Source organism: Cupriavidus sp. 96C5-1, from assembly GCF_057798855.1.
Window position 1 is genome coordinate 40,797 of record NZ_JBYOJU010000037.1, and the last position, 15,198, is coordinate 55,994.

General features: G+C 67.3%; 16 protein-coding genes and 1 pseudogene. 2 read left to right on the forward strand and 15 right to left on the reverse strand.

The window, feature by feature from the left end:
* Position 1 precedes the first annotated feature (1 nt).
* Together AC3FOF_RS31745 and AC3FOF_RS31750 are read right to left on the reverse strand one after the other, a co-directional pair.
* On the reverse strand, positions 2-1,852 hold the full coding sequence (locus tag AC3FOF_RS31745; RefSeq protein WP_276266199.1) for a bifunctional 3-(3-hydroxy-phenyl)propionate/3-hydroxycinnamic acid hydroxylase: 1,851 nt from the start codon (positions 1,850-1,852) through the stop codon (positions 2-4).
* Between the two features lie 34 nt (positions 1,853-1,886).
* Entirely contained in the window at positions 1,887-2,822 is a 936-nt protein-coding gene (locus AC3FOF_RS31750) for an alpha/beta fold hydrolase (protein WP_488728832.1), read from the reverse strand.
* A gap of 123 nt (positions 2,823-2,945) precedes the next feature.
* Here AC3FOF_RS31750 and AC3FOF_RS31755 point away from each other — a divergent pair, with 123 nt between their 5' ends.
* Positions 2,946-3,821, forward strand: a complete 876-nt coding sequence (locus AC3FOF_RS31755) for a DNA-binding transcriptional regulator (RefSeq protein WP_488728833.1) — start codon at positions 2,946-2,948, stop codon at positions 3,819-3,821.
* A gap of 214 nt (positions 3,822-4,035) precedes the next feature.
* On the opposite strand, the gene AC3FOF_RS31760 is transcribed toward AC3FOF_RS31755, so the two are convergent.
* The 8 genes from AC3FOF_RS31760 to AC3FOF_RS31795 all read right to left on the reverse strand — a co-directional run bounded on the left by AC3FOF_RS31760 (position 4,036) and on the right by AC3FOF_RS31795 (position 11,209).
* Entirely contained in the window at positions 4,036-5,043 is a 1,008-nt protein-coding gene (locus AC3FOF_RS31760; RefSeq protein WP_276266202.1) for a Bug family tripartite tricarboxylate transporter substrate binding protein, read from the reverse strand.
* Positions 5,044-5,250: 207 nt separating this feature from the next.
* A complete protein-coding gene (gene hpaI, locus AC3FOF_RS31765; protein WP_488728834.1) occupies positions 5,251-6,057 on the reverse strand; it encodes a 4-hydroxy-2-oxoheptanedioate aldolase in 807 nt (268 codons plus the stop codon).
* A 27-nt stretch (positions 6,058-6,084) separates the two neighbouring features.
* On the reverse strand, positions 6,085-6,897 hold the full coding sequence (gene hpaH / locus AC3FOF_RS31770) for a 2-oxo-hept-4-ene-1,7-dioate hydratase (protein WP_488728835.1): 813 nt from the start codon (positions 6,895-6,897) through the stop codon (positions 6,085-6,087).
* A 44-nt stretch (positions 6,898-6,941) separates the two neighbouring features.
* Positions 6,942-7,334 carry a 5-carboxymethyl-2-hydroxymuconate Delta-isomerase gene (locus AC3FOF_RS31775; RefSeq protein WP_276266205.1) on the reverse strand — a complete coding sequence of 131 codons (393 nt, stop codon included), beginning with the start codon at positions 7,332-7,334 and terminating at the stop codon, positions 6,942-6,944.
* 34 nt (positions 7,335-7,368) lie between these two features.
* The gene (gene hpaD / locus AC3FOF_RS31780; RefSeq protein WP_017226971.1) at positions 7,369-8,217 is read right to left on the reverse strand and encodes a 3,4-dihydroxyphenylacetate 2,3-dioxygenase; all 849 of its coding nucleotides are present in this window, start codon (positions 8,215-8,217) and stop codon (positions 7,369-7,371) included.
* A 60-nt stretch (positions 8,218-8,277) separates the two neighbouring features.
* A complete protein-coding gene (gene hpaE / locus AC3FOF_RS31785) occupies positions 8,278-9,738 on the reverse strand; it encodes a 5-carboxymethyl-2-hydroxymuconate semialdehyde dehydrogenase (protein WP_276266207.1) in 1,461 nt (486 codons plus the stop codon).
* A gap of 44 nt (positions 9,739-9,782) precedes the next feature.
* On the reverse strand, positions 9,783-10,547 hold the full coding sequence (locus tag AC3FOF_RS31790) for a fumarylacetoacetate hydrolase family protein (protein WP_017226969.1): 765 nt from the start codon (positions 10,545-10,547) through the stop codon (positions 9,783-9,785).
* A complete protein-coding gene (locus tag AC3FOF_RS31795; RefSeq protein WP_488728867.1) occupies positions 10,544-11,209 on the reverse strand; it encodes a fumarylacetoacetate hydrolase family protein in 666 nt (221 codons plus the stop codon). The genes AC3FOF_RS31790 and AC3FOF_RS31795 overlap by 4 nt, the downstream gene beginning before the upstream one ends.
* Positions 11,210-11,584: 375 nt before the next feature.
* Between AC3FOF_RS31795 and AC3FOF_RS31800 the strand changes: the two are divergent.
* Positions 11,585-11,894 (forward strand): annotated as a pseudogene (locus AC3FOF_RS31800) (hypothetical protein); the annotation flags it as partial.
* 33 nt (positions 11,895-11,927) lie between these two features.
* On the opposite strand, the gene AC3FOF_RS31805 reads toward AC3FOF_RS31800, so the two are convergent.
* The 5 genes from AC3FOF_RS31805 to AC3FOF_RS31825 form a co-directional block, all read right to left on the reverse strand.
* Positions 11,928-12,182, reverse strand: a complete 255-nt coding sequence (locus AC3FOF_RS31805) for a hypothetical protein (RefSeq protein ID WP_488728836.1) — start codon at positions 12,180-12,182, stop codon at positions 11,928-11,930.
* A gap of 231 nt (positions 12,183-12,413) precedes the next feature.
* On the reverse strand, positions 12,414-12,977 hold the full coding sequence (locus AC3FOF_RS31810; protein WP_488728837.1) for a TetR/AcrR family transcriptional regulator: 564 nt from the start codon (positions 12,975-12,977) through the stop codon (positions 12,414-12,416).
* Between the two features lie 30 nt (positions 12,978-13,007).
* Positions 13,008-13,409, reverse strand: coding sequence for a nuclear transport factor 2 family protein (locus tag AC3FOF_RS31815; RefSeq protein WP_276263882.1), 402 nt, complete (start codon positions 13,407-13,409; stop codon positions 13,008-13,010).
* 27 nt (positions 13,410-13,436) lie between these two features.
* Positions 13,437-14,222, reverse strand: a complete 786-nt coding sequence (locus tag AC3FOF_RS31820; RefSeq protein ID WP_276263881.1) for an SDR family NAD(P)-dependent oxidoreductase — start codon at positions 14,220-14,222, stop codon at positions 13,437-13,439.
* 57 nt (positions 14,223-14,279) lie between these two features.
* Complete coding sequence (locus AC3FOF_RS31825) at positions 14,280-15,128, reverse strand: alpha/beta fold hydrolase (RefSeq protein ID WP_276263880.1); 849 nt, start codon at positions 15,126-15,128, stop codon at positions 14,280-14,282.
* Between the last annotated feature and the right edge of the window lie 70 nt (positions 15,129-15,198).

A 15,198-nucleotide genomic window follows, 5' to 3' on the forward strand; every position in this document is an offset into this window, starting at 1 on the left:
CTCAGGCTCCCCTGGCAAAGGCGACCGAACGGTCGGGCAGCGGCGGTACGGGCAAGGCAGTCGTCGCGGCGTCGGCCGGCAAGGCATCGGCCAGGGCAAGCTTCCCGGCCAGCGCCTGGATAGTCCCGGACACCTGCTGCGGCGAGCACATCCCGGCAATAAAGCGGTCGGGACGCAGCAACACCACGGAATCCGGCACCTTGCCGAACCATTCCTTGAGACGACCGGCGGCATCGCCGATGGCGATCACGCCATCCGGCACGTCGTCGCGATAGGCAAGCTGCGTATCGGGCTTGGCCATCACGAAGCAGGCGCCCAGCTTTTCCCAGACGGCCCGTGCTTGCGGCGTCAGGCCGAAAGTCGGGTCCGCCCCCCAGGCAACCACGGCGAAACGATTGCCGATCACATCGTCGAGGCGCACCGTATGGCCGCTTTCGGTCCGCACCATCGGCTGGATGAACATGCGGCCAACCGGCGAGCTGCCGGCCGGATCGCGTCCGTGCACAAGCCGCCCCACCAGCGAATCCCGCTTTTCGCTCATCAGCCCCAGCATGCGCCCCAGCGGCGAGTTGCCAGAGCGCTCCAGCAGGCGCGCGAGGAAGCGGTCATCGCCCCGGCGCGCGGGCAGCAGCACCACGCCCGATTCGTAGCGCGGCATGGGCTTGAAGCGCATCTCCACGAAGTACTGCTTGACCGGTGGGAACACATTGAGCAAGCGGGTCAGGCCGTCGCGCAGCGAGGCGCCGAAGCGGCTGGCGGGCGCGAAGATATCGCCCGCCACCTCCGACAGATGGATCATGGAGCGAGCGTGGGCACGGCGTTCCATGCCATAGGTGTCGAGCAGCCGGTCCTGCGCGACGCCCTTCACCACCAGCGCCAGCTTCCAGCCCAGGTTGCTCGCGTCGCGGATGCCGCTGTTGTAGCCCTGCCCCTGCCAGACCGGCATGATGTGCGCGGCGTCGCCCGCCAGCAGCACGCGGTTGACGCGGAACGTTCCCGCTAGCCGGGCATTGTGCGTATAGACGCGCTTGCGGATGTAGTCGACCTTGTCCGGCTCCGCCACCACCTTGCGGATCAGCGCGGCGAGGTTTTCCGGGCGGGACAGCGCTTCTTCCGTCTCGCCCGGCATGACCATGAACTCGAAGCGGCGGATCCCGTGCGGCAGCGCGGCCGAGACATAGGGCCGGGTCGGGTCGCAATGCATATAGATATGCGGCGTGCCGATCGGGTCGTTGCGCACGTCGACCACGATCCACTGGTTGGGCTTGGTGCGCCCTTCAAAGGGGACATCCAGCGTGCGGCGCACGATGCTGTTGCCGCCGTCGCAGCCGGCCATGTAGGCGGCCCGGACCGACGTGACCCGTCCGTGCGCATCCTCCGCGCGGATGGTCACGCCCTGCTCGTCCTGCGTAAACCCGGACACGCCATGGCCCAGCAGCACCTTCACATGCGGGAAGCGCTGCAGGCCCCCATACAGGATCCGGTCCGCCAGCGGCTGGATGAACGCATTGCGGCGGGACCAGCCGAACTCGTCGGTACGTGGCTCGATCGATGCGAAGCAGCGGCCGGTATGCGTGACGAAACGCATCCAGTGGTGCGGCGTGGTATGCGGCAGCAGCGCATCCGCCAGGCCGACCGACTGGAACACGCGCAAGGCCTCGTCGTCGAGCCCGATGGCGCGCGGGTAGTCGATGATCTGGTCCAGCTTCTCGACCAGCACGACGCGCACGCCCTGCAAGCCCAGGATATTGGCGATCATCAGGCCCACCGGGCCGGCGCCGATGATGGCGACGTCGGTATCCAGATCCTGCGCACGAGCGTCTCCGCCCGCCATCGCGATGGCGTTGTTCATGTCTCCTCTCCTGCTATGCGCTGGTTCGCCCGGCTTAGACCGTGGCCGCTTCCGGCACGGCGTTGCCGAGCAGGAAATTCAGATGGATGCGGTTGAAGGTGGCGGCATCCTCGAACTGCGGCCAGTGGCCGCAGCCCTCCATCACCGTGAACAACGCGCCGGGAATCATGGTGGCGATGCGGCGGCCCTCGGAGACATCGGCGGTCGGGTCGTCCGAGGTCCACAGCACCAGCGTCGGGGCCTTGATACGGCCGTAATGCTCGGCACGAAGGATGTTGCGCTGGCGCGTTTCCATGTCCTGCAGCACCATGTTGCCGCGCTGGGCGCCGACCATGCCCGGCTGCGCGTAGATGGCCTGCCGCGTGGCGATCAGGTCGTCGAAGGCCTTGCTCTTGTCCGCCATCAGCCATTCCACGCGTGCCTTGATGAAGCTCCAGCCCGGTTCTTCGACCGCACGCATGGACAGCGTCTTGAGCCGCTCCATCACCACCGGGTCCGCTTGCGAGCCGCCAGCCGTGTTCAGTACCAGCCGCTCCACCCGTTCGGGATGGTCGATGGCAAGGCGCGAGGCAACCCAGCCGCCCAGGGATTCACCGCTGAACGAAGCGCGCTCGATGCCAAGGGCGTCCATCACGCGGATCACGTGATCGACATAATCCGGGATCTCCCGGCCACCGGCCGGCTTGTCGGTCCAGCCGTGACCGATCATGTCGATGGCCCACACGTCGAAATGCGCGGCATGCGACTGCAGGTTGCGCACATAGGCTTCGGCGTGGCCACCGACGCCGTGCAGGAGGATCAGCGCCGGCTTGTCGCTGCTGCCGGCGTGCAGGTAACGGGTGCGGATGCCTTTGGCGTCGATCCAGCCCTGGCTGAAGGAAACGCCGCGCAACTCGCCCCAGATGCTCTGGAACGGCTGGCTGGGTGGGCTGGACTGGGCTGGCTTGAGGCTGGTGGCAGCGGTCGACATCGTGTCTCCTTCGTTCGTCAATGTCTAAGTAGTACAGCGCAGTGTAGAGACCCGGTTGCATCCAGACAAAAAAACGACCAGAATGTGCAAGGAGTGCACAACGTTGATTTAAAAGGATTTTTTATGCCTACGGGACGAACTTCCCCCTATGCCAGCGTGCGCGGGCTGACCCGTGGGCTGGACGTGCTGAAGGCCCTGAACCGGATGGAAAGCGGGCGCGGGACGGCATTGCAACTGAGTGGGCTGACCGGGTTGCACCGCACCACGGTCCGGCGCTTGCTGGAGACCCTGATCGCCGAAGGCTTCGTGCGCCGCAGCGACTCGGACGACAGCTATCGCCTGACGCTGCAGGTCAGGGCGTTGAGCGAAGGCTTCAATGACGACGAATGGATCTCCACCATCGCCGCGCCGCTGATGGGGGAGCTGCTGCAACGCGTGCTGTGGCCCTCCGACCTGACCACGCCGGATGGCGACGCCATGATCATCCGCGAAACCACGCATCGCTTCAGCCCGCTGTCCTTCCACCGGGCGATGGTGGGCCGGCGCCTGCCGATGTTGTCGACGGCGGCCGGGCGGGCTTATTTCGCCTACTGCGGCGACGCCGAGCGGGAGGACGTGCTCAACCTGCTGCGCTCGGGTGCGGCAGGCGAGGAGCAAGCGGCGCTGGCCAACAACGCGGCCTATGTCCGCAAGCTCGTGGAACGCGTGCGTGCGGACGGCTTCGGCTCGAATCGCGGCGACTGGCTCGAGCAGCGCAAGATCGGCGCCGTCGCGGTACCGATCCGGCACCAGGACCGCGTACGCGGTAGCCTGAACGTGGTGTATCTCGCGCGCGCGTTGAGCGAGGAAGAAGCGATCAAGCGGTTCGTCGAACCGCTGCAGGACATTGCGGATCGCGTGCAGGAAGGCATGGTGTCGCCCGCGCCAGTGCGGGGAGCCTTACAGGCACAGGCCGCGAACCCGGGCAAGTTCCCCGACATGTCCTCGACGACCGCCTAGCATTCAGTGATCAGCGTTCAACGCTCAACTGTCCGAAGACACCTTGCACGCGCTGGGCAGGGATCTGCATGCCACCTGCATCGAAGCCGCCGCGGCACTGTACGGCGGGGCCGAGGCGCGGACATAGCAATGGCAACACTGCTCATGCATGGCGATGGTCTGCCCCCCGTTGCCATGCGGGGAGCGGGGTCACTGCCACCGGGTGCTTCAGGCTTCAATCCAGCACGATCTTGTGCGCGCGGATCAACGCGCCCCACTTGGCGCGCTCGCGCTCGACGAACTCCGCGAATCCGGCGCGCGTGTCGCCCATGGGTTCAAGGCCGAGTTCCTGCATCTGTTTCACCACGGCCGGGTCCTTCAGCGCCGCGGCAATCGCGGCATTGAGCTTGTCGACCGTGGCGGGTGGCGTGCCCGCCGGCAGCACGACGCCCTGCCAGGCAAATGCCGTGAAGCCGCTCAGCCCGGCCTCGGCGAAGGTCGGGACATCCGGCAGCACTGCCGAGCGCTGCTCGGCAGGCAGCGCGATGGCGCGCAGGCGCCCGGCCCGGATCAGCGGTACCGCGGCCGAGAGGTCGGCCATCATGAAATCGACCTGCCCGCCCGCCACGTCCTGCAACGCCGGCGGCGTGCCCTTGTAGGGCGCGTGCACCGCGGTGGCCTGCACGCGGTCCAGCAGCAGTTCGGCACTCAGGTGATGCGGGCTGCCGGTGCCCACCGAAGCATAGGTGGCCTTGCCCTGCCCGGCCTTGAGCCAGCCGATGAACTCCGGCAGCGTCTTCACCGGCAGCGCCGGGTTGGTCACCAGCACCACCGGCAGTTTCACCAGCGAGGTGACCAGCGTGAAATCCTTGCCCGCGTCATAAGGCAGCTTGCGGTACAGCGCGGGATTGAGCACCAGCGTGCCCTGCCCGGCCGTCAGCAGCGTGGCGCCGTCGGCGCGGGCCTTGGCGACGTCCTGCGCGGCCAGGATGGTGGCGCCGCCGGGCTTGTTGTCGACCACGATGTTCTGGTGCAGCACCGGCGCGATCTTCTGCGCGACGATGCGCGTGGCGAGGTCGCTGCCGCCGCCCGCGGTGTAGGGCACCACCCAGCGGGCGGCGGGATCGGCGGCGAGGGCCTGGGTGCCGGCGCAGAGCGCCACCGCGAGCAGTACGGCGGCGCGGAACGCGTGGCGGGCGTTGGGAAGCGGGCGCGCGCGCTGCGGGCAGGCGGATGCTTGCATCTTGTGTCTCCTTGTTTTCTATTTTTGTCTTTTTGCTTTTGGTTTTCGGACTTCTGGGTAAGGCCCGCCTCCGACACCGAACTACTTGACGCAATGCGCGGGGGTAATCCCCTCTCCCCATGCGGGGCTGAGGGAATAAACGCTGTCGTCATTGCAGACGGTTTCGGCGCATCCTGCCGGCTTCGTCCGGCGCTCCCGATGCTTCGGCTAGTACGTCTTGTCCCCGCCGCCAGTAGCGCCACCGCATTGCCCCTTGAACTGCCCGGCAAGGCTTTCCGCCGCACGCGCGAGCATCGTGGCATCCACGCCAACCGCGGTGAATGTCGTGCCTAGCGCCATGTACTGCCGGGCCTGCGCCACATCGGCGCTGAGGATGCCCGCGCCCTTGCCGGCGCGGCGGATGCGCGCGATGGCGTCGGCGATGGCGCCCTGCACGTCCGCATGGCCCGGGTTGCCGAGGTGGCCCATGTCGGCGGCGAGGTCAGCCGGGCCGATGAACACGCCGTCCACGCCTTCGGTGGCCGCGATCGCATCCAGATGCGCAAGCCCGGCGCGGGTTTCCACCTGCACCAGCACGCACATCTCGCGATTGGCACGGCTGAGGTAGCCGTCGACGCGGTTCCAGCGCGACGCGCGCGCCATCGCGCTGCCCACGCCGCGCACGCCTTGCGGCGGATAGCGCGTGGCCGCCACGGCGGCGGCGGCCTCGGCGGCGTCCTGCACCATCGGCACCAGCAGGGTCTGCACGCCGATGTCGAGCAACTGCTTGATCTGCACGGCATCGTTCCAGGCCGCGCGCACCACCGGCCGCACCGGGTACGGCGCAATCGCCTGCAACTGCGCCAGGATGGACGGCACGGTGTTGGGCGCGTGCTCGCCGTCGACCAGCAGCCAGTCAAAGCCGGCGCCGGCCAGTACCTCGGCGGTGTAGGGGCTCGCCAGGCCAAGCCACAGCCCGATCTGCTGCTCGCCCGCGGCCAGCGCGCGCTTGAAGCTGTTGAGAGGAAATTCCATGATGGCTCCTGGCACCTGCGCGCCGGTTTATGCGGGAGGGGCGAAATGGCAAGCCACGGCGCCCAGCGCGCCGTAGTCCACCTGGAATGTATCACCCGGATTGGCCGCCACCGGCCGGGTGAAGGAGCCGCCGAGGATCACCTCGCCGGCTTCCAGGCCCACGCCGAAGGGATGCAGCTTGTTGGCCAGCCACGCCACGCCATTGGCCGGATGATTGAGCACGCCGGCGGCCACGCCGGTTTCCTCGATCACGCCATTGCGCGACATGATGGCCGAGACCCAGCGCAGGTCCACGTCGAACGGCCGCACCGGGCGGCCGCCCATCACCACGCCGGCATTGGCAGCGTTGTCGGCAATGGTGTCGAACACCTTGCGCGGGCGCTTGCTGTCGGGGTCGATGGAATGGCTGCGCGCATCGATGATCTCCAGCGCGGGAATCACGTACGCGGTGGCGTCATAGACATCGAAGAGCGTGCAATGCGGCCCCTTGAGCGGCTTGCCCAGCACGAACGCCAGCTCCACCTCGACGCGCGGCACGATGAAGCGCCCGGCGGGAATGGTGGCGCCGTCCTGGAAGAACATATCGTCGAGCAGGGTGCCGTAGTCAGGCTCGTCGATCTGCGAGGACATCTGCATCGCGCGCGAGGTCAGTCCGATCTTGTGGCCTTTGACGGTGCGCCCCCCGGCCAGCTTGTGCGCGACCCATTCGCGCTGGATGGCGTAGGCGTCGTCGATGGTGATGCCGGGGTGGTCCAGCGATATCTGGCGGATCTGCTTGCGCGATTGTTCGGCGTCGTGCAGGCGATGGGCAATCTGGCGAACCAGCTCTGGGCTGAGCATGGGGTCTCCGTGGGTAGCGTTGGAATATCGTTGATCTGCGCCGTTCAGCCGGCCTTCTTGAAGCGGGCGTGAACGTTGTTGTGCTTGTAGCTGCCACCTTCGTTGAACTCGGCAAGCTCCATCGAAAGCGCCAGGTAGCGCCGCGCATACAGCTCGGCGAAGTGGGCCTTGATGGCATCGAAGAGCGCATCGCACGCCCGCTTCTTGACGGCTTCATCGCGTCCCGCGCCGATCTTCAGCGTGATGTGGACGAAGGCATAGTCCTCCTCGCCGTCAGCCATGCGGTAGTCGGTGAGCGCCAGCGCGCGCGAGCGGATGCCGCCGATGGGAAACACGCCGTCCTGCGCGATCAGCACCTCGTTGATGGTCTTCAGCAAGGCCGGCACGCGCGCCTCGGCGCGGATATTGTCGGTGTATTCGACGATGATATGGGGCATGGGCAGCCTCGGAAATTAGGGGTCGGCGCGCGGATCACCGCACCGGAAAGATCGCGTTGATCTGGCCGGTGCCGGAACTGGTGAAATAGTCGGTCACGATCTCGACGGACTGGTCGTACCTGTCCCAGCCCAGCAGCCCGAGCAGCATGGCCGTATCGTGCATGCCGCCTTCGCCGATGCAGTGCTCGTTGTACTCCGGCAGCATGCGGCAGAAGGCGGCCCAGTCGCCCTGCTTCCACAGCTCCACCACGCGCAGGTCCACCTGCCTGAAGAACTCGCGGCTGATCTGGTGCATGCTTTCCTCGGGGCTGTTGTTGTCGTTGAAGCGGTGCGACAGCGAGCCGCTGGCAAGAAAGGCCACATTGGCATCGCTGGCCTCGATCGCCTCGCGCAGCGCGGCGCCAAAGCGCCGGCTCTCGTCCAGCTGGTGCCAGGCGCACCAGGCCGCGACCGACACCACCTTGAAGTGCCGGTCGGCGTTCATGTAGCGCATCGGCACCAGGGTGCCGTATTCCAGCTCCAGGCTGGCGATCTCGTGGGCGCGCGTCATCACGCCCTGCTCACTCGCGGTGCTGGCGATCAGCCGGCCCAGTGCCGGATTGCCGTCATAGGCATAGGCCATGTCCTTGATGAAGTGCGGCAGCTCGTTGCTGGTGTAGATGCCCTCGAAATGCGCGTTGCAGTTGACGTGGTAGCCGGCGTTCACCAGCCAGTGCACATCGGCCACCACGATGGTGTCCACCCCGAGCTCGCGGCAGCGCCGGCCGATCTCGCGGTGGCCGGCAATGGCCGCCTCGCGGCAGCCTTGGTGCTTGCCGGGCAGTTCCGAGAGGTACATCGACGGCACATGCGTGATCTTGGCGGCGAGTGATAGCTTGCCCATTGCGGTGTCTCCTGTCTTGTTGTGGCGGCAGTATGGGGCCGCCCGGCACGCTCACTGCGCTCAAACACCCCAGCGCGGAATATGATGCCCGCCCATCGAGATGCAGACGTTCTTCACCTCGGCAAACACCTCGAAACTGAATTCGCCGCCCTCGCGCCCCGTGCCGGACGCCTTGGTACCGCCAAAAGGCTGGCGCAGGTCGCGCACATTCTGGCTGTTGACGAAAACCATGCCGGCCTCGATGCCGCGCGCGAGCCGGTGCACCTTGCCCACGTCCTGCGTCCAGATATACGAGGCCAGCCCGTAGGCGGTGTCGTTGGCCATGGCCAGGCCGTCGTCCTCGCCCTTGAAGGGAATCAGGCAGGCCACCGGCCCGAAGATCTCCTCCTGCGCCACCCGCATGTGGTTCTCCACATTGGCCAGCACGGTGGGCTGCACGAAATTGCCGTTGCGCAGGTGCGCCGGCAGGTCCGACGGGCGCTCGGCGCCGCCCGCCAGGATAGTCGCGCCCTCCTGCTCGCCCAGGTGGATATAGCCCGTGACCTTCTCCCAGTGCTGCTGGGTGATCATGGCGCCCACATGGGTCTGCTCGCTGGTCGGGTCGCCCACGCGCAGGTGCCTGGCGCGCTCCGCGAACTTCCCCGCGAAGTCGTCGTAGACCGTGTCCTGCACGAAGATGCGCGAGCCCGCGGTGCAGCGCTCGCCGTTGATCGAGAAGATGGTGAACAGGGCGGCGTCCAGCGCACGTTCCAGGTCGGCGTCGTCGAACACCAGCACCGGCGACTTGCCGCCCAGCTCCATCGAGAACTTCTTCAGGCCGGCGCGTTCGATGATGCGCTTGCCCGTAGCCGTGCCGCCCGTGAACGATACCGCGCGCACATCCGGGTGGCGCACCAGCGCATCGCCGGCGCTGGCGCCATAACCCTGCACCACGTTGAGCACGCCCGCCGGCACGCCGGCTTCCAGCGCCAGCATGCCCAGCTGGTCGGCGGTCAGCGGCGACAGCTCCGACATCTTGAGCACCGCGGTATTGCCCAGCGCCAGGCAGGGTGCGACCTTCCAGGTGGCGGTCATGAACGGTACGTTCCACGGCGAGATCAGCGCGCACACGCCCACCGGCTGGTAGAGCGTGTAATTGAGCATCTGGTCGTCCACCGGGTAGGTGCGGCCATTCATCTGCACGCACACTTCGGCAAAGAAATTGAAGTTCTCGGCGGCGCGCGGAATCAGCTGCTTGCCGGTTTGCGCGATCGGCAGGCCGGTGTCCTGGGTCTCCAGCGCGGCCAGCTGCGGGACGTGCTGGGTGATCAGGTCCGCCAGGCGCCGCATGATGCGGGCGCGCTCCTTGGCGGGCGTATTGGCCCACTTGGGAAACGCTGCCTTGGCCGCTGCCACGGCGGCGTTGACCTCGGCCTCGCCGCCGGCCGCCACGGTGGCGATCTCTTCGCCGGTGGCCGGGTTCCAGGTGACGAAGGTGTCCTTGCTGTCGACCTGCTTGCCGTCGATCCAATGCTTGATCATGTCTTCCTCCTTGTTGGCACTCTGGCGCGCTGGCGCGCCGCATCTCAGCGCACGCTGCCGTATCCGCTGGCCGATGCGATGGTATTGACCAGCCGCCCCACCCCCTCGATCTCCGTGACCACCTCGTCGCCCGGCTGCGTATCCGCCAGCCCTTCCGGCGTGCCGGTGAGGATCACATCGCCCGCCTCCAGCGTCATGAAGCTGCTGAGGTATTCGATCAGCCAGGGGATGCCGAAGATCATGTCGCGGGTACTGCCCTGCTGGGTCAGCTTGCCGTTGACGGTGGTGCGCAGTGCCAGGTCCATGGGATCCGGCACGTCGTCGCGGTCCACCAGCCATGGCCCGAGCGGGGTGCAGGTATCGCGGTTCTTCACCCGCAGGTTGGGGCGGTAGTAGTTTTCCAGGTAATCGCGGATGGCATAGTCGTTGGCTACGGTATAGCCGCGTACGTAGTCGTATGCCTGCGCCGCCTTGACGCCGCGCGCGGTGCTGCCGATCACCACCGCCAGCTCGCACTCGTAGTGCATGTACTTGACGCCTTCCGGGCGGATCGTATGGCCCCGGTGGCCGATGAACGTGCCCGGCCCCTTGAGGAAGACCAGCGGTTCCTCGGGCGCCTTGAAGGCCAGTTCGCGCGCATGGTCGGCGTAGTTCAAGCCGAGCGCGAAGGTGGTGCGGGGCGCCAGCGGCGGCAGCCACATCACGGCGCTCTCGCTGACCACACGCCCGTCGTCGAGGCGCAGCAGGCCCTCGTCCGCCGGCTGCGCGCCGTGGATCAGTCCGTCAAAGGCTACGCGTGCGGTTCTCATGCCGGCTCCCCGAACGCTGCCACGACCCGGTGCCGCAGCCGGCCCACGTTTTCGATCTCGATCTCCACGCTGTCTCCGGCGCGTGCCAGCGGCGCGCCTTCGGGCACGCCGGCCAGCAATACGTCGCCGGCTTCCAGCGACATGAAGGCGGTGACATCCGCCAGCAGTTGCGCCACCGGGCGCAGCAGATTGCCGGTGTGGTTGCGCTGCCGCTCCTCGCCGTTGATGCGCACCACCATGGTGAGCGCGTCGGGATTGCCGGCCTGCTCGCGCGCGGTGACCCACGGGCCAACCGGGCAATAGCCATCGCGGCACTTGTGGCGCACCGCCGGGCGGTAGTAGCTGGCATGCGGCACGCTCACGTCCGACACCACCGTGTAGCCGGCGATATAGTCCGCCGCCCGCGCCGCATCGATACGGGTGGCGCGCCTGCCGATCACGATGCCCAGCGCGGCACCGATCTCCACGGTGTCCTGGCCCGGCGCCAGGGTCACCTCGCCGCCGTGGGCGGCCAGCGTATTGGCGGGCTTGATGTAGAGGATGGGTCCGGCGGGCGGCGCCTGGTAGGGGGCAGCGTTGACGCTGTCGCCCAGGGCTGCCAGCGCGCCCTTGAAGTTCAGCAGCGTGCCATAGACCGTACCGGTGATGGCGGGCTGCCACATGAATTCGCCTTCGCGCAGGGGCCGCCCCCCGTCCCATGGCAGCAAGGTGGCTTCGTCCACCCGCATGGCCTGCACCGGCCGGCCGCCGGCGGCGATTCTGGCTTGTCGCATCGAGCTCCTCTCTGGTTGCGTCCGCTATTCCCCTGGCGCTTGCTTTGCCCGGCTGGCGGATCGGCTGCGGCGGGTCGCGCGATGTCGCCGCCTGTACTTAACATGTTAATAACTTCGGGAGACAGTTTCAAGTCCTTTGTTGCGCCAGACGCTGCTGCAACGCACCAGCGTCTGGCGCGAACCGACCGCGTGCGCCGCGTGGTGCGCTCGCAATCCGGGCGCGAAGTCGGCTATGACCGCCTGCTGCTGGCCACCGGTGTCGAGGCCGGCCATCACCGTTATGTGCAGCAGGCCACCGCGACCAGCTCAAGGTGACCGGCGTGGATCTTTAATGCGCCGGCGACTTCATTGGCGGCAAGGATAGCGAGGACCTGGTGATGCACGATCCGCGCCGCGGCATGTACAAACGGCTGGTGCTGCAGGGCGGGCGGCTGGTCGGGGCGGTGACGTGCAGGACGGCCCCTGGGACTTCAACCTGGTCCAGAGGCGTGAAGGCGAGCGGCAACTGCGGATCGCGTGCGTACCGGAGTTGAAGAAGCTGCTGGCGGAGATCCGGGTAGCGGAAGTGGCTTGAGGCAGCCGGCGGCGCCCCGGAGCGCCCTGGGCATCACGGCGGCGGGCGATGACCCATGGCCGTCACGGCCGCGATGCCCCGGCTCTGCCGGCAGGCATCGTCGCAATAGCTCAGCGCGGCGTCCACTGCCGCCCGGATCTCCGTCGCGGTCGCCGCGGCGGCTGAAGCGCGCTCGCCCGCGCCGTCCTCCCGCGCGGGCGGCCAGGCCGTCATCAGGCCGGCGGCGAAACCCAGCGCCAGCACCGCGCCAGCGCCCAACAGACATGTGATGCGATATCGAGCCTTCACGACTGTCTCCTCTCTGCTCGTATCCCTTTTTTCTCCCGCCGCCGTGCTCGGGTGGCGCTGCGCTGGCGCCGGCACGGTCTCATGGACTTGAAGGTAGCGTAGCCATTGGCGCGAAGAATTTCCTCGTCCAAGCAGACTAGGGGCGATCCCGTACACCGGCGCGCGCCGTGAGCCGGGGGAGGATTTGCGATGAACAAGGACAATCCGGCAAAACGCTATAGGAACAGCCCGCTATTCCCCGTACAGCCGCAGCAACGGCTCGACGCACCCCGCCAGATCCACCGGGGCCAGCCACAGCGAGCGGGCGCACAGCAAGCCCCACAGGTGCGCCGCCAGCAACACGGCCTTGTCCTGCTCGCCCAGCAGCCGGCCAAGGCCATCGCATAGCGCCCTGCTGCGGGCGCGGATGTGAAGTGTCAGCTGGCAAAGCTCGCACGCAGGCGTGCAAGCGTGATGCAGCAAGCCGAGGACAATGCCCGCATAGCGCAGCACGGCCTCGTCCCGTAACATCGCCGCCAGCGCGTGCTCCAGGTCCGGGCGGGCCGCGCCGCGGCCGTTACCGGCGAAGGCCGCGAGCCGGCCGGCAATATGCGCCTCCGCCCGCGCCATGACGGCGGCCAGCAGGTCGGCGCGGCTACGGAAGTGTCCGTAGATCGCTCCGCGAGTCATGGCGATCGCGCCAGCCACCTGCTCCAGCGTGACGGATTGCACGCCCTGGCGCTCGAACAGCAGCTCCGCGCTGGCAAGGATGCGTTCACGCGTGACGGCCGCATCACGCGGACGACGCCTTACCATGGCCGCACCGCAGCCGGACCCGGCCGCATCCTACTGCGGATGCACGTCATCCGGCCCCCAGAAGGCGCGCATGCCGGTAATGCGGCCGTCGGCGCCGAAGGTCATCACGTCGGTCACGTCGATGCGAACCGAATGCCCCTGCATCCGCGCATACACGGCGAAGCTCAAGGCCGCGGCATTGCCGTGCGAACCCCGCGGGGGCACTACCACTTCCAGGCGCGCGCCGAGCGAAGTCGCATGCCGGTAGAAGCCGAGGATGGCCTCCCGCCCGGCGATTGCCGGGCTGCCAACGGGATCCTCGATGGTTGCGTCGTCGGCAAACAGCGCCGCTACCCGCTCGGCGTCGGCCGCATTGAAGGCGGCCACATAGTCGAGCAAGGCGGCCTTCATGGCGGCGCTATTGTTCGCGGTCATGGTCATGTCGATGGTCATTCCCTTCCTTGTCGAAGATGAAGACGCTCAGCGCGCCGTGTAGCCGCCGTCGATCACCAGTTCCGAGCCCGTGACGTAGCGGGCCGCGTCGGATACCAGGTAGAGGATGCCCGCGGCGATATCGCGCGGCTCGCCAAGGCGGCCCATCGGCGTTTGCGAGCCGAGATAGGCAAACAGGCCCTCGCCCTGCCCCGAGGCATGCGCCACTTCCTCCAGCATCGGCGTGCGGATATAGCCCGGATGGACGGAATTGGCACGGATGTTCTTCCCGGCGTAGAGCATGGCATCGGTCTTGGCCATCATCCGCACCGCGGCCTTGGAGGCGTGGTAAGGCGGCACATCGGGGCCGCCGACGATGCCGTACATCGACGACACATTGACGATCGAGCCACCACCCGCGCGCTCGAGATGCGGGATGGCGTGCTTGGTGCAGAGGAAGGTGCCGGTGACGTTGACGTCCATCACCCGCTGCCATTGCGCCAGGGCGAGTTCGTGGGTGGGCGCGTTGACGCCGTCGATGCCGGCATTGTTGATGAGGATGTCGAGGCGGCCGAAGCGCGCGGCGATCTCGCCGAACACTTTGCCCACCTCGGCCTCGCTGGCCACATCCAGCTTCCAGAAGGCGGCCTGGCCGCCTTCCGCCTCGATGCGCTGCGCGGTGGCCTGGCCGTCCGCTTCCAGCAAATCGAGCACCGCGACCTTGGCGCCGGCCGCGGCCAGCACGCGCGCGGTCTCCGCCCCGATGCCGCGCGCGGCGCCGGTGATGGCGGCCACCTTGCCACGCAGGTCGAACAGGTTGAACGGGTATGCCATGTTGTCTCCTAGATTTATTTATCGTTGCACTGCCGGCACGCCGGCCGTACGGCCACGCTACACCGCGGCTTCGGCCGTATCCGCCAGGAAGCCCAGGCACTCGCGGTTGAAGTAGTCGCTATGCTCGACCATCACCCAGTGGCCGCAACGATTGATCAGCACGAAGCGCGCATCGCGGCACCCCTGCAGGAACTTGAGCGCGCCGCCGGCCGGGTTGAAGCGGTCTTCCGTGCCCCAGAAGCCCAGCACCGGGCAGGCAATCTCGCCCAGGCGCCCGGTCAGGTTGGGCACCTTCATGGTGGCCAGCACCTCGCGCGGCTGCTCCTTGCAAACGGCCATGCGTTCGTCCACCAGCGCATCGGTGACCAGCGTGGCGTCATGCACCAGCAATTGCAGCAACTGGCGCATGGTGTCATGGTTCATATGCCCGCCGGTGAACAGCGTCACCATCTTCTCGATGCCTTCCATGCGGAAATAGGTCTCGCGGTCCTCGACGCCGCCCGGCGCCATCATCACCAGGCGGCTGACGTGCTCCGGGTAGTCCAGCGCGTACTTCAGCGCGATGGCGCCGCCCAGCGAATTGCCCACCAGCACGCAGCGCGGCAGTTCCAGCGCCACCAATTGCGCACGCAGCGCGGCGACAAAGAAGTCCAGCGTGTATTCCGCATCCGCTGGCTTGGACGACTGGCCATAGCCCGGCAGATCCACCACCACGGTACGGAAGCCGGCTTCCACAAAAGCCGGCGCGTTGTGCTTGAAGTTGCTGTGGCCGCTGGCGCCTGGGCCGCTGCCGTGGATGAATACCACAGGCTCGCCGGTGCCGGCGTCGAGGTAGTGCAGGCGCAGGCCGTCTGGCGTGGCGATGTATTGGCCGGCTGCTACAGCCGCGGGCAAGGTACTGGACATGCTGGTGTCTCCCCTGTTGTCGTGACTAACCCGGCAGATCATGCGCGTGCACAACCGGGGCGGCATCGTC